This is a genomic window from Saprospiraceae bacterium (assembly GCA_016712145.1).
GTDB lineage: Bacteria > Bacteroidota > Bacteroidia > Chitinophagales > Saprospiraceae > Vicinibacter.
This window is the reverse complement of the sequence record JADJRO010000001.1, coordinates 809046-824424: the sequence shown is the minus strand read 5'-3', so window position 1 is coordinate 824424 and position 15379 is coordinate 809046. Positions and strand designations below refer to the sequence as shown.

General features: G+C 35.3%; 9 protein-coding genes. 5 read left to right on the top strand and 4 right to left on the bottom strand.

What is annotated here, in order from left to right:
• The 3 genes from der to IPK91_03555 are packed head-to-tail and all read right to left on the bottom strand — an operon-like array spanning nt 1 to nt 2760.
• Complete coding sequence (gene der / locus IPK91_03565) at nt 1–1302, bottom strand: ribosome biogenesis GTPase Der (protein ID MBK8296361.1); 1302 nt, start codon at nt 1300–1302, stop codon at nt 1–3.
• Entirely contained in the window at nt 1299–2201 is a 903-nt protein-coding gene (gene era / locus IPK91_03560; GenBank protein ID MBK8296360.1) for a GTPase Era, read from the bottom strand. The genes der and era overlap by 4 nt, the downstream gene beginning before the upstream one ends.
• Before the next feature lies 1 nt (nt 2202).
• Nucleotides 2203–2760, bottom strand: a complete 558-nt coding sequence (locus IPK91_03555) for a hypothetical protein (protein MBK8296359.1) — start codon at nt 2758–2760, stop codon at nt 2203–2205.
• Between the two features lie 31 nt (nt 2761–2791).
• Here IPK91_03555 and IPK91_03550 point away from each other — a divergent pair, with 31 nt between their 5' ends.
• The 3 genes from IPK91_03550 to IPK91_03540 all read left to right on the top strand — a co-directional run bounded on the left by IPK91_03550 (nt 2792) and on the right by IPK91_03540 (nt 5877).
• Nucleotides 2792–3325: an ATP-binding protein gene (locus IPK91_03550; GenBank protein MBK8296358.1), complete on the top strand. Its 534-nt coding sequence runs from the start codon at nt 2792–2794 to the stop codon at nt 3323–3325.
• Between the two features lie 112 nt (nt 3326–3437).
• Entirely contained in the window at nt 3438–4361 is a 924-nt protein-coding gene (locus IPK91_03545; GenBank protein ID MBK8296357.1) for a TonB-dependent receptor plug domain-containing protein, read from the top strand.
• A gap of 28 nt (nt 4362–4389) precedes the next feature.
• Nucleotides 4390–5877, top strand: coding sequence for a TonB-dependent receptor (locus tag IPK91_03540; protein ID MBK8296356.1), 1488 nt, complete (start codon nt 4390–4392; stop codon nt 5875–5877).
• A gap of 9 nt (nt 5878–5886) precedes the next feature.
• Here IPK91_03540 and IPK91_03535 read toward each other — a convergent pair whose 3' ends face one another.
• Nucleotides 5887–6471 carry a hypothetical protein gene (locus IPK91_03535; GenBank protein MBK8296355.1) on the bottom strand — a complete coding sequence of 195 codons (585 nt, stop codon included), beginning with the start codon at nt 6469–6471 and terminating at the stop codon, nt 5887–5889.
• Between the two features lie 118 nt (nt 6472–6589).
• Here IPK91_03535 and IPK91_03530 point away from each other — a divergent pair, with 118 nt between their 5' ends.
• Nucleotides 6590–9784, top strand: coding sequence for a PKD domain-containing protein (locus IPK91_03530; protein MBK8296354.1), 3195 nt, complete (start codon nt 6590–6592; stop codon nt 9782–9784).
• A 192-nt stretch (nt 9785–9976) separates the two neighbouring features.
• Nucleotides 9977–14299 carry a proprotein convertase P-domain-containing protein gene (locus IPK91_03525; protein MBK8296353.1) on the top strand — a complete coding sequence of 1441 codons (4323 nt, stop codon included), beginning with the start codon at nt 9977–9979 and terminating at the stop codon, nt 14297–14299.
• Nucleotides 14300–15379 lie beyond the last annotated feature (1080 nt).

Genomic DNA, 15379 nt, shown 5'->3' with positions numbered 1-15379 from the left:
TTATTTTTCCTTAAAAATTAAGCGAATTGGAGTACCGTTAAAATTATACAACTCACGCATTTGATTTTCTAAAAATTGTTTATAACTCCCTTTTATCTGGTCAGGATAATTTGTAAAAAATGCAAAAGCCGGATAGGGTTTTGATATTTGAGTTATGTATTTAATTTTAATCAAATGATTTCTATAGGAAGGTGGAGGTATTTTGGCAATGGCTTCAAGCATCTTGTCATTTAAATCAGATGTTTTAATTTCTTGCTTTCTGTTGTTGTAAACTTCTAGTCCTTTTTCAACAGCTTGAAAAATACGTTGCTTGTCTTTGGCGGAGATAAATAAGATGGGAACATCAACAAAAGGAGCAAGTTTTGCCCTGATTTTGGTTTCAAATTCTTTAGCTGTTTGAGTTGTCTTTTCAAGTAAATCCCACTTGTTAACCAAAATAACCAATCCTTTATTTCTTTTTATTACCAGGGATACCAATTCCATATCTTGGGCTTCAATACCAAGCGTTGCATCAATCATTAAATAACAAACATCACAATCTTCAATGGCTTTTATTGCTCGAATTACAGAATAAAATTCCAGATCTTCAAAGACCTTATGTTTTTTACGAATTCCAGCAGTATCAATCAACATAAATTCTTTTCCATATTTTTTGTAAATGCTATGAACAGGATCACGGGTCGTACCTGCGATATCAGTTACCAGATTTCTTTCTTCATCTAAAAGTGCATTTAAGAAAGAAGATTTACCAACATTTGGCTGGCCAATAACAGCAAATTTTGGCAATTCAGATGCAGGTTCCATGTCATCCGGAATCAATGCGGCAACTGCATCTAATATTTCACCGGTTCCACTTCCGGATTGGGATGAAAGACAATACAACTCATCAAATCCCAGACCCCATAATTCCTGAGCTTGTAAGAATCTTTGATTGTTATCTACTTTGTTGGCTATTAAAAATACTTTCTTATTAATCTTACGCAGCATGTTTGCCACCTGATTGTCTAGATCTGTAATTCCAGCTGTAGCGTCCGTCATAAACAAAATGCAGCTTGCCTCTTCAATGGCAAGTTCAACTTGTTTTTTTATCTCTTTTTCAAAAATATCTTCTGAACCAGTTACAAATCCACCTGTGTCAATTACTGTAAAATGTTTTCCGTTCCATTCACTTACATCATAGAGTCGGTCTCTGGTGACGCCACTCACGTCATCGACAATTGATTTTTTATGTCCAATCAGTCGATTAAAAAAGGTGGATTTTCCTACATTGGGTCTCCCCACAATTGCTACTGTAAAACTCATTGAAAAATACTTGATTTTGTAATAAATGATTCATTGTTTCGCCAGTCTTTGCGTAACTTAATGCTAAGACTTAAATATACTTTTTGGTTCAGGTATTTTTCAATTTCAGTTCTTGAGCGAATTCCAAGTTCTTTTAATTTACTGCCGCTCTTACCAATTAGGATAGGCACCTGAGATTGTTTACCCACATAAATATTTGCATAGATTACAGCCATTTCTAGTTGATCATCCACCCCTTTGCAACTTTCAATGGTTACAAAACAATGATAGGGTATTTCTGCGTCATATAATTTAAATAATTGCTCTCGAATTAACTCACTAATAAAAAAACGAATTGGGCGATTGCTGATAATATCATCTGGATAATATGCAGGGTGAACCGGTAGTATTTTTTTTACTTCGGCAAGCAGCGTATCGATCCCTAAATTTTTAATTGCAGAAATGTTTATAATCTTAGAATGTGGAATTCCAAGATGTTGGATGGTTATTTCAATTTCAGCAACACGTTGTGGGGTAGAAAGATCGACTTTGTTTAGACATATGATAATTGGTACTTTGATGGGGTGAAGCAACTTTACAAACGCTTCGGGTAATTCAAGGTCTTTGCTTGAGTCAATGACTAAAAGCAAACAATCAGCATCTTCCAATGCATTATAAACCTGAATATTCATGCTTAGATGAAGCGGGTAATTGGTCTGGTCAATAAATCCAGGTGTATCAGAAAATATAATTTGAAAGTCAGCTTCATTGATTAGACCAAGAATTCGCTGACGGGTTGTCTGAGGTTTTGGAGAAATTATAGCCATTTTCTCTCCGGTAAGCGCATTTATTAGAGTGGACTTACCACTATTTGGCAAACCAATCAAATTAACAAATCCCGATTTAAATTGACCGCTCATTTTAAGTTTTTGATGCTACAAATTCCATTAAGTCCATAGGATTCATTTTTCTCCAATTTATATCCTGAAAATCTGGACCTAGATTTACAAAATGTTGAATTCCAAATAATTTAATTTCATCCATCACAGGTTTTTGCATATTAATAAAGAATATACTTCCTTGTTCGTCTTTAATTTCCTCATACCACTCTTCATAATAACAATCATCTGAACCATGAAAATTAAACACATGCTCCCAGATTAATATAAAATTTTGAATGCCTTGATTTTCCAATGGCTCGATGATATCCCGCTTTAAAAACATAATATCATTGTTTATGCAATCATTCCATTCTCCAATAAATTCCAATATACAAAATCCTTCTTCATAATCTGCAAAAAGCAACTTAGCATAAAGCGTTTCTGAGCCAATTTCGTCCCATAATGGATGAATGTAATAATTATAAACTTTATTCCGATAATTAAATTCATCGTAAGACGCGTTAAAAAATGGACTTCGCTCGTCTTCTGAACTATTGTACAAATCCTGCCAGTTGTAAAAGGGTTCTATATCGTGCATATATTTGTAGGAAGGATGAACTTATTAACAGATGCCTTATAAAATAGTTGTTACAGGACCGGAATCATGCGGAAAAACGAGCCTTTGTAACTATTTATCAAGCACTTACAAAGGTAAGCTGATCCCTGAATATTCGAGGGTCTATCTGGCTAAAAATCCAGAATATCCTGATAAAATGGCTCTCGAATATATGGGGATTCAACAAGAGAATTTAAACAACCTGGCTTCAGAATCATGCCCTTTGGTTTTTTGCGATACCGATTCGCTTAATTACCTGATTTGGACTCAGGAGATTTATGGTAAATCCTCAAATTCGCTGGAATTACTTTTTAGTAAAAATAAAGCAAGTCTTTATTTGTTATGCTGTCCAGATATTCCTTGGGTCTATGATCCACTTCGCCAAAACCCAACAGACCGAGATCGGCTATTTAAATTGTATTGGCAGTTTCTTCAATCCAAGCACTTACCAATTTGCTTTGTTTCAGGTATTGGAATACAACGTTTTAAGAAAGCATGTTTTTTTATTGAAAATCATATTCCAGAAATCCGTAACTTTAAACGTTGATTTGGGGTGCCGCATATGCTATCTGCCGGCTGAGATTATACCCACCGAACCTGCTAGGGTAATTCCTGGAAGGGAGCGATAGAGGCGATTCCCCATAATTTAATTGAATCTTATGAGATTATGGTTTAGCTTTTATTTGCTTTTTTCACTCCTTGATTCCTATTCTCAAAACAGGATCTATGGGAATGTGATGGATGAAAACGGTCAGGCTTTTCAACATGTTAAATTAAGCATTGTCCAATTGGGATTAGAAAATTGGACTGATCAAAATGGGAAGTACGAATTCATCGATTTGCCAAATGGCGTCTTTGCATTAGCGGTAGATTATCTTTATGATATCCAATATTTTACATTGCCGATAAGTACAAAAGACTCTGTTTTCGATATCACCTTAGTTCGGAGAATTGAATTTAATGAATTATTGATTAAGACCTATCAATTTAATCCTTCAAACTATTCAAGTGTATCTAAATTAGATGAAGTTTGGATTAAAAACAATAGACAGGAAAAGGACCTTCCATTCTTATTAACCAGAGTATCTGGTATTGTAAACCAGTCTGATGCTGGGAATGGAGTAGGGTATACTGCACTTCGAATGCGTGGAATGGATCCATCTCACATTCAAATCACCTTGAATGGCATACCATTTAATGACAGTGAATCTTCTCTTAGCTACTTTGTTGACATTCCCGACATAAGTTCACATACCAATGAAATAACTGTTTTAAAAGGAAATGTTCCGAATCGACCCGGATCTGCATCATTTGGAGGAGCTATTGATATCAATACAAATAAATTAAGTTTTGATCCTTACCTTATTTTTCAAACCCAATTTGGTTCTTTTAATAGTGTGAAATATAGCATGCTTGCAAATTCAGGTTTGTTAGAAAATAAATATAATTTAAAATTTGGACTTTCTCGACAAAAATCAGATGGTTATATCGACCGATCCAGTTCGGATCTTAAATCGTTTCACATTTCATTGGCGCGTATATTAAAATCAAGTTCATTTCGAATAAATTTTTTTACACGGTAGCGAACAAACCAATCAAGCTTGGTTTGGTTTGCCGGTTCAGTTTATAGGTATTGACAGTTTGCGCACTTTTAATGCTGCGGGAACCCAGAAATCAGGAGATCCATATAGCAATGAAATTGACCAATACAAGCAAGAGCATATACAAGGATTCTACCAAAAACAGTTAAATCCAAATTTAAATTTAAACTGTATTTTAAATTATACATTTGGTAAAGGCTATTACGAGTCCTATATCGCAAATGCAACATTAGCAAATTATTACATTGAAAGCAGCACGATAAGCGAAGCTGATTTAATCCAACGCAAATGGTTAAAAAATCATTTTGGTCTATTTAGTACCAATTTGGTTTTTCAAATTAATAAAAAATGGAGTCTGACACCGGCCTTGAGTTGGATACATTATATTGGGGATCATTTTGGGAATGTCAATTGGGTTAATGTGGCGGATTACAAAGTATTGAAAAACAGATTTTATGATAACAATGGGATTAAAAGAGAATTTACAGGTTCAATTAAATCTAGTTTGCAAATTTCAAAGCAACTAAATATTAATGCAGATTTACAGTATAGGAATATTAAACATACAATCAAAGGCGTATTAGAAAGCAAAAAAGATATAAATCAAAGCCATAATTTTAATTTTATAAGCCCCAAATTCTACGCCGATTACCAATTGAATGCAAGCTGGATCTTTTCATCTTCCTTAGGTTATATGCGGCGTGAACCGTTTCGTGAAGATTTGTTAAACGCCGCAGATGCATTAAAACCAGAAAATTTAATCGATTTTGAATTGGGAGGAAAATTTAAATCAGAATGTTTTACGATCAAACTGAATTTGTATGAAATGGCTTACAGAAACCAGCTGGTACTTACCGGTGCTATTAATAATGTAGGGGAGTTACTGCATACCAATTTAAATCGATCCAACAGACTTGGATTTGAATTGGAAGCAGATTATAAATGGAGAAATCTAGCTACTTTTTGGACTGCCCTCAACTTTAGCCAAAATAAAATTGATAAATTTGAAGAGTTTATTGTTGATTATGATAATGAAAATAGATCCATCGTTAAAACACATAGCAATACAGATATTTCTTTCTCACCTAAATCTGTGATCCATGCTGGCTTACAATTTTCTATTTTAAAAGCTAAGAAAAAACGGCCAGGTTTGCAATTGGCTTTGCAATATCATAACATTGGAGCGATGTATCTTGATAACAGTGGTACAGGAACTGCATTGATTCCTAAATACCAACATTTAGAATTTAAATTAAATTTAGAGCAACAGGTATTCAAAAAATCAACCATTCATTTTTGGCTTGCATTGTATAATGTTCTTGATAAAGAATATACATCGCACGGATGGATTTCATCAAGATTTCACTCAGATCAACCAATCGATTTAAGTTCGGATCCTTATTTAGCCCAGGAATCTAATCAAATCTATTATTACAAAGCAGTTTACCCACAGGCACTGAGACATGTTAGCCTAGGTCTTCAATTTGAGTTTAGGTAGCAGTAATTATTAAAAATGCCAGGTGATCCCTGCTCGATACACAATAGGAATTCGAATCGAATTATCATCTTCCAGGAAGTCGTAGCTTACATAGAGTTCATATGCAATAGGTGCATTTGAGTGGTAACCCAGTCCAACTAAAAACAAATCCCTCCACTCTCTGGAAGTTACCAACTTGTTGCCATTTGTAGAGCCGTCTGTGTAGGTTTCATTTAATTCACTAAATTCAGTATGTGCAAAAAAGTTTTGCAGAAATTTCGCTCTGGCAAACAATCCGATTCCATAATCGATGCTGTTGTATTTGTAAACTCCGCTAAAATCACTAAATTTTGCTATAGTCCAGTCAAAACTGAAACGAGGACCCACAGATAGAAATGAATTTAATTTATATCCAGCCATTGGTGACAAACCAAATGTAAACACATTGGATTGTAAACCGTTATAATAACCAGAGTTGAAATTCAAATTGATTCCACCGCCTAACCAGATTTTATCAATAAATGGAGTTGTTTCTTTCTTTTTCTTTTTACTGGATTGAGCAGACAGGGTCGTAATACTTGATAAACAGCCAATTATATTAATTATAAGAAGCATGTATAAACTTTTGCAAACCTTTCTATTAACATTTAATTTAAACATATAGCATTCAATTTATTAGCAACATCAAAAATGGAATTTTTTTAATAATTTTACGGTCATATTAAAAGATATTATGAAAATCAGGGAAATTACTTTAAAACTTTTAATCATTTTCTTAGGGTTTATGGGCCTTCAAGCACAAAACATAAGCTTAAGTGAACTTAAACAATCTCAAAAATCACCTTTAAATCAAGTCTTTTATGATTATAAACTGGTCAAAATAGATTTTGATCAGCTCAAAGCAGGCATGACTTCAAGAGGCAATCAGCATTTTCTAACGTTGAAACATCCTGATTTTGTATGGAATCTTGAATTATTTGAGCACGAAGTATACACCTCAGACTATTTACTCAGAGTTGGGACGGATCGTGGAATCCAGGAATTTAGACGTCGTCCGGATATTCATTCATTAATTGGTTACCTTAAAGCGCCTAGAGGTGGTGATGTAAGAATGACCATTGCTGACCACTTTATTGCCGGGATGATTAAAGAAGGTGGAGCCACTTTTTTTATTGAGCAAGCAAATGGGATAGATCCTAGCTATTCTGATGATGTGCTGGTTATTTATGATAGTGAAAAAATCTTCCAAAACCCTTCTATCGAATGCGGTTTTGATACGTATATAAAAAATAAGCAACAACTCATTGAACAGTCAGAGGAGAAAGTAAACAACAGTCGGAGTCATTGTCTTCAGGTTGAAATAGCGATTGCAAATGACTTCTCTGTTTTTCAAAAAAGAGGGAGTGTTGCCAATGTTGAAAACTGGAATAATACCATTTTAACATTATTGGGAGAAAATTATGACAATGAGTTTCAACATGCTATTGAATTTGTTCAGTCTGCAAGTTTTGTAGCGACATCTGCCGCTACAGATCCATGGAATGGAATTAATAACATCAATACTCATTTAGATAAACATGTTAGTTGGGGAAATGGGGGTGGATATGGTGCTGGGTATGATGTCGCGACTGCCTGGACTACAAAATACACCAATGGAGCAGTTGGTCTGGCATGGCTCGGGGTAATTTGTAATAACCTGAGATACAATGTGTGTAGCGATTATGGAGGATCCAATAATTGCATTCGGCAATTGCAAGCACATGAGCTAGGTCATAACTTTAATGCGGATCATGATGGCAGTGGTCAGCCCTTTATCATGGCTCCTGCTGTGAATTGTACTTCTGCCTGGTCTTCCAATTCGATTTCAAGAATAAATGCACATGTAAATAGCAGAGGCTGTTTAAGTGTATGCTCTGGTGGCTCTGCGCCGGTTGCTGACTTTTATGGGAATCCAGTTTCGGGTTGTGTTCCATTCAGTGTTAACTTTTTTGATCTATCTACAAATGATCCAACGGGTTGGGCATGGACGTTTCCGGGAGGAACACCTTCTAGTTCAAACCAGCAAAATCCAGTTGTCACGTATAAGACTTTTGGCAAGTTCGATGTGACGCTTAGGGTAAGCAATTCTTTTGGATCAAACTCAGTTACGTTTTCAAAATACATTGAAGCGAATGATAAGCCAAAAGCTAATTTTAGTAAAGTCATCGTTTCAAGGACGGTTTATTTTACAAACCTGACCTTGTATGGCAGTACGTATGAATGGGATTTCGGAGATGGAGAAACCTCAAACGACCAGGATCCAATTCATGAATATCAAAATGATGGCGTTTATGATGTCGTATTGCGTGCAGAAAATGATTGTGGCGTCAATGAGTTTAAAATGAAAATAACCATCGTTACGGTTCCAATTGCTCTGTTCTCTGCAGATACTACTTTTGGTTGTACTTCATTCAAGGTCAAATTTATCAACCTTTCATCAACAAATGTTACTTCCTGGACCTGGACTTTTCCAGGCGGATTGCCCTCTACTTCATCCCTTTTTGAACCAATTGTTGAGTATAAAAACCCTGGTTCATTTGATGTTAAATTAGTCGCTAGAAATAGTAAATACAGTGCGACATCTGAAAAATTAAATTATATAAAGGCTGATTCAATGCCTGTTGCTGATTTTACTTTCCAGGAAAACGGAACGATCATATCGTTTACAGATAAATCAAAATTTTACAGGACAATGCATTGGGAATTTGGAGATGGGAAAACAAGTACAGAGCAAAATCCTACCCATGAATACCTACCCGGAATTTATCAGGCAAAGCAAATTATAGAAAATGCTTGTGGCAGAGACACCTTTTCTAAAGAATTAATCATCGGTACAGGATTAATTGCTGGATTTAGTTCTGATTTTCAAAAAGGATGCATTCCATTTGAAGTTCATTTTAAAAACACTTCTATAGGGGCATCAAGCTACCATTGGAGTTTTCCTGGTGGGACACCATCAAGTTCGTTTGATAAAGATCCTGTTGTGACGTATAATTCAGTAGGAATTTATGATGTAAGCTTGAAGGTAAAAGGCAATGGAGATTCAGTTACAATCAACAAGCAACAGTTTGTAAGTGTTGGAGACCTACCGGAAGCGGCTTTTCAAAAATCAATTACTGGATTTTCAGTATTTTTTAATGATCAGTCAAAATTAGGTGGAAGCTATTTATGGGAATTTGGAGACAGCAAAACGAGTGCTGAAGTTTCGCCAACCCATGTATATTCTGCTGAAGGAGATTATAACGTTCGGTTAATAGTGACAAATGATTGTGGTTCTGATACTACGAGCCAATTGGTCGCAGTTTATTTAGTTCCTAAAATCGATTTTATTGCTGATACCACATTGATTTGCGGATTTGGAGAGGTTCAATTTACTAGTAAAACTTCTGCTGATGTAAATTCCTGGTCTTGGATATTTGACGGTGCTTCACCAGATACTTCATCAAGTAAAAACCCAGTGGTTTATTATGATAAAAAGGGTACTTATTCTGTTAAGCTGACCGTTCGGAATTCAAATGGCGAAAATAGTTTAATCAGACAAACCTATATTCGTGTGATTTCACCCGTGTTGTGTCCGGAAAATATTATCTACAAGAATTCAGAATTAAATGGTGATATAATTTTTCCAATAAAGAAACAAGATTCAGAAGGCTTTAAAATTTTCCCAAATCCTTTTAATGGTATTCTAAATATTTCAGGATTGGACATACAGGATAAAAACTTGATTAAAATTTATAATTACTTGGGTGAAGCGGTTTATTCATATGTAGCTGTTCCTGATCAACCAAGTATTAAGTTAAATCTAAATGACTTGAAAGCTGGATCCTATATTATAAGTATTGAAAATAAAAAGAGCACAATTACAAAAGCGATCTTCTTATCAAGATAATTCAAGCTATTCTGCTGGAATCATGGGTGATATATGAACTAAGCAGAATGAGCGTTCTAGTCAAGACAGCAGTAGTTAATTAACTGTAGATCATAATGGTTCTGCAGGGAATAGCTTGCGAACTAGCCAGAATTGATGTGTTCTGGGTAATTTGCACGGTTTTTGTATATATCATGTTTTGGAATTATTAAAATGCACTATCAGAATAAATGGATCATAATTGCATTCTTTGGCTTGTGGCTAACGGAGTTAAGTGGTCAGTGGTGCTGTGTTGACTCAACGGTTTTAATTAAAGATAAATCAACTGCCGCCCTTAAGTTATTAATAAGTTCGGCACTCAATAATGATTTAGCTAATCCTGGGCAAGGTGTTTGTGGAGTAAGGATCCAATTCGAACATGAGTTTATTGGAGACCTCACAATGGATCTCATTTCTCCCTCTGGGCAAAGACTTCGATTGGTTGGACCCATCGGGAATTCCGGAATTTCAGACTTTTCTCATTGGGCCGTTACATTTATTCCATGTGCTGATAAATCCAATCCCGATAAAGGCTTTAAAATGAAATGGGATAATCAGCAAGCCTGGGGAATTTTTGGTAAATTCTATAACGGCACATATTACCCTGAAGGAGGATGTCTCGAAAGTTTTAATTTAGGTTCTGTTAATGGAATTTGGACACTCGAAGTCCACGATGACGAACGATTTTATGAAGGCAAAATTGAGAGTTTTTGTTTGTTGTTTTGTGATCCCTCAGGAATTAATTGTATGGATTGTAGTCCAAATGGAGGCGTTTTTATAAATGATCATTTAGATTATTGCGTCAATGATCCTCAGCTTTTAATCCAGGAGCGGATTACGTTTCCAGTTTATAAACCAGATTCTACACTATATTCCTTTACCTATTTAGTAACAGAGAATGATACGCTAATTTATATCGGAGATAGTTTGGATTTGAGGAGTTTTAAAGTAGGAGATTATGTTATTTGTGGAATTTCTTTTCTGACTTCAGATTCATTAAAATTACCGAAACTAGGAACAACGATCTCAGCATTTAAGAATGATTTAGTAATAAATCTTAACAGCTTTTGTGCTGAAATTTCAAAAAATTGTTTGGAAGTTTCAATTCACCCTAATTATACCCAAGTTCAAGATAGCTTTTTCTTGTGCCGGGGCGATACACTTCATCTCGGAACACTCAAATACTACGATGAAGGACGCTATACCATTCCTTTAAGATCAACTTTTGGTTGTGATTCGACACTGGATCTTCAATTAAAAGTGGTGGATATGAAGATTGCATTAACAAAGAATGATACCATTACTTGCAGCAATCCAGTGATCCAATTGGATATTTCGAAGTCCATTAAAACAAGCCGAACGCGAATTAACTGGTCTACAACTGACGGAAATTTTGTTGATTTAAGGGATTCGTTAAGTGTAAGTGTAAATCAAGAAGGAACCTATAAAGTAGTATTTGAGGATGGCTTTTGTAAAGATTCTCTTGAAATTAGTGTATTAAAAAGAGATAAAATTCCAGGCTTAATTGTATCGTCAGACACTATAAATTGTTTTCATAATAGAGCAACATTAAAAGCAGCAACAGATGCTATAAATCCAATTTTTAATTGGTCTGATGGAATCAATATGATCGGTGTTGATTCTGTGATTCAGGTTAATCAACAAGGCTTTTATTATGTCACAGTAACTGACGATGCAGGATGTTCTAATATTGGTTCCATTGAAGTTTTATTAGATACATTTCCCGCGGAATTGGTCTTATTTGCCGATGATTTAAGTTGCAGAGACAGCATCAGTATCTTGCGTTTTAATTCTAACAAATCATTGTTAAATTTTATGTGGACGGGTCCGAATTTTTTTCAATCAACTAATTTGGATCCCAGTATTAATATTCCAGGATTTTATACACTTACAGTTACTGCGGATAATGGGTGCTCAAACAGTGGGTTTATCAGGGTATCTAGTAGTATTCAGAAACCCGATTATAATGTGAAACCCGACACGTTGAATTGCCTGAATAATTTTAATGTTCAAATAAATGCAAATTCCAATTCGATATTAGATTCTATTAGTTATTCTAATGGATATGGTTTTAAAAGCAATCTGTTGGATCCAATTGTTCAAGATTCAGGTTTTTATATTGTATACTTAAGAGATTCTGCCGCATGTGTATTAGATACTGTGATTTACATTCATCTGGATAGTTTAAGACCCCAATTTAAATTGCAAGCTGGAATTTTAGATTGTTTTAAAGATAGTATTCAGATCGCACTTATAGATACATCTGGCTTACCTGGTTTGGTCTATCATTGGACGGGTCCTATTGGTTTTAACGAAATAAAATCCAGCCCATTTATTAAAGAAGCCGGCATATATAAAATTCAGGTAACAGGCATCAATGGATGCGCCAGCTTTGACAGTATTGAAATCAAACAAGACACCTTAAAACCAGTCATTCAATTTTCAGGGGAGCAACTTACCTGTTATAAACAGGTGGTCCAAATTAACGCGACGGTTTCTATTAGTTCGAACTACCAATGGTCAGGACCCGGGATGTTTTCTTCCATGTTGGAAGATCCTGTGGTTTCAGACAGTGGCTTTTATAAATTAATTGCTACCAGTGTAAATGGTTGTAAAGCTGAAAAGTCAATTTATATCGATATGGATAGATCTCCTCCTATACAATCAATTCAAGGAAATGATCTTAGCTGTATATATAACCAGGCAAAAATTTTAATTAAATTAAATCAGGGAGTTGATACATTGCATTGGTCCGGACCTCAATTCATTAATTCTATTGCAGATTCTATTTTAGTTTCCACTCCGGGTGTGTACTCCGTTTTCGTTCGCGGGATTAACGGATGCACTGATTCAGCCAGCATCCGTATTTTATTAGATACACTTCCGCCCAGTTTGCAGTTGCAAGCGGATACCATAACATGTGCAAGGACGAATGCCCGTGTCATTTCGAGTTCTCCGGACTCTATAGTTAACTACAAATGGCTTAACCCATTGCAGGATTCCTTTTTAACAAAAGACATTACCAGCAATTTGCCTGGTTGGTATTTATTGAAAGTTACGGCAAAAAACGGATGTATGGCATCAGATTCCATTTTGCTTATTGAAAAAAGGAATTTGCCTTTATTTCAAGTAGCAAATGATAGTTTAAGTTGTAAAGATTCTACAGCATTATTGCAGATTATTAGCAATGAAACTAATTTAAGATATCATTGGGAAGGCCCTGGGCTATTAACATCTGATAGTGCGATAATTCTTACCAATTTAGAAGGATTTTATAAGTATACCGTGACAAATTCTTTTGGATGTAGTTTGACAGATTCAATTCGATTGCAGGCATTCAAACAAGCTCCAAAAATTAGCTATTCAGATAGCATCATCAATTGTGCAACCAAGTCAAATCCAGAGTTGTGGGCATTTTTTACGGATAGTTTGATGTTTTATGAATGGACCACACCTTCAGGATCTGTTTTATTGAGAAATCCGATACCAGTTAATGAAGCTGGTTATTATATTTTCAGAGGCATCAATGAATTTGGTTGCATTGGGATTGATTCCATAAACATGCGTTTTGATACGTTGCCCCCAATTATACAGAACATTCAAGTGGATACCTTGAGTTGTAGTACAAATCAATTTTTTCCATTAGTAGAAGTACTTCCTGCAAACGTAAGGTATCAATGGAACGGACCGTCAAACTTTAATTCAAATCTTCCAAATCCTGCTATTCGATTGCCAGGGGTCTATCTATTAAGTTTGACTGCACCAAATAATTGCATGGTTGATACAACGATTACAGTTCTGAAGGATTCATTGTTACCAATAATTAATGCATTTGGATCTGTTTTAAATTGTTCGTCAGACAGCACGCAAATCCGAGTCCAATCAAATGATAGTTTGATCAACGTGTTCTGGCAAAGCCCTACTGGAGTTTTTATAAATGAGCGGAATCCTTTCGTGAAAGATTCCGGTTGGTATCAGTTAATTGTTGAAGGAAAAAATAACTGTTTGCTGTTAGATTCGGTTTATGTTGGTTTAGACAAGTCATTGCCAGTGTTTGTATTGCAGGATACTTTATTAAATTGTTTAACAGATTCTGTTCAATTGAATCTTCAGACGAATGATTTGGGTTTAAGTTACACCTGGTCAAGACATGGAAGTTTTTTATCAAATTCAAAGAATCCATTTGTAAAAGATACGGGTTTTTTCAATGTGCGCGTGAAAGGATTGAATCATTGTGAACATTTAGATTCGTTGTATGTGCGCGACCAACGACAAAAACCAAATTTATCGGCTTTTACGGATACATTAAATTGCATTCAGGCCAGCGTTCAATTAAATCCTAATTTTGATACCATATCAAATCGGTTTTTTATGGACCGGGCCTTTCGGATTGGATTCAACGCAAGTAAATCCAAAGATTTCAATTTCCGGATTTTATACATTGGCTATTACAAATCAATATGGTTGTGTCCATGATACCACATTGTATGTGCCGATTGACACCAGTACACCTTCCATTCAAATAGCAACACTGGATTCATTGATTTGCGAACAAGATTTAGCAAAACTGTATATTCTTGCAGGATGCAATCAATGCGATTATACCTGGAGCACCATGGATGGCAGCATTCAATCTGGAACAAAAGGGGATACCATCCTTATAAAAGGTTCGGGCACCTATATGGTTAATATTGTGAATAAACAAACCGGCTGCATTGGAAATGAATCTAGAATTCTTAGAAAAGATACAGTTGGAATTACAGGAATTCGCTTAAATGTTGAGGATATTTCATGTTTTGGTTTAGACAATGGAGCCATTGAAATTTTGGAAGTGATCAGTAAATTTCCTCCTGTTACATTTTCAACGGATGGAATTCAATACAATCCAATAAGTAAATTGCAAAATTTACCTGCTGGTGTGCAGCATTTATTTTTTAAAGATCGTTTCGGATGTTTATTAGATACTTTGGTGCAAATAAATGAGCCCCCTCAGGCGTTTTTGGAATTGGGACCAGATACCAGCATTGTATTGGGATCTTCCTATTTTATAGATACACAAACCAATCTAGATACCAACTTCATTCAGTTTCTGGTTTGGGATCCATCAACAGATTTGGCTTGTATAGATTGTATTAAAGTAAATGCAAGCCCCAAAACCGATACCCGATATACATTAAAACTTATCGATCAAAATGGTTGTGAAATTATAGATGCAATTACAATAAGGGTATTAATAAATTCGGATCTGTTTATACCAAATGCTTTTACACCAAATGGAGATAACATCAATGATCTGTTTTCTATTTTTTCCCCTAAGGGATCTTTGCACATAAATGCACTTCGAATTTTCGACAGGTGGGGAAACCTGGTTCATACTTTGGAGAATATTAACTTTTCAGGAGAATTCCAGGCATGGGATGGCCGAATTGGGGATCAACCAGCGCTTCCAGGAGTTTATGTTTACTTAATTGAGCTTCAAAATCCAAAAGGAGTTGGCTTGATATTTAAAGGGGATTTGACGCTGGTACGCTAATTTTCTTATATTTTGATCATTTT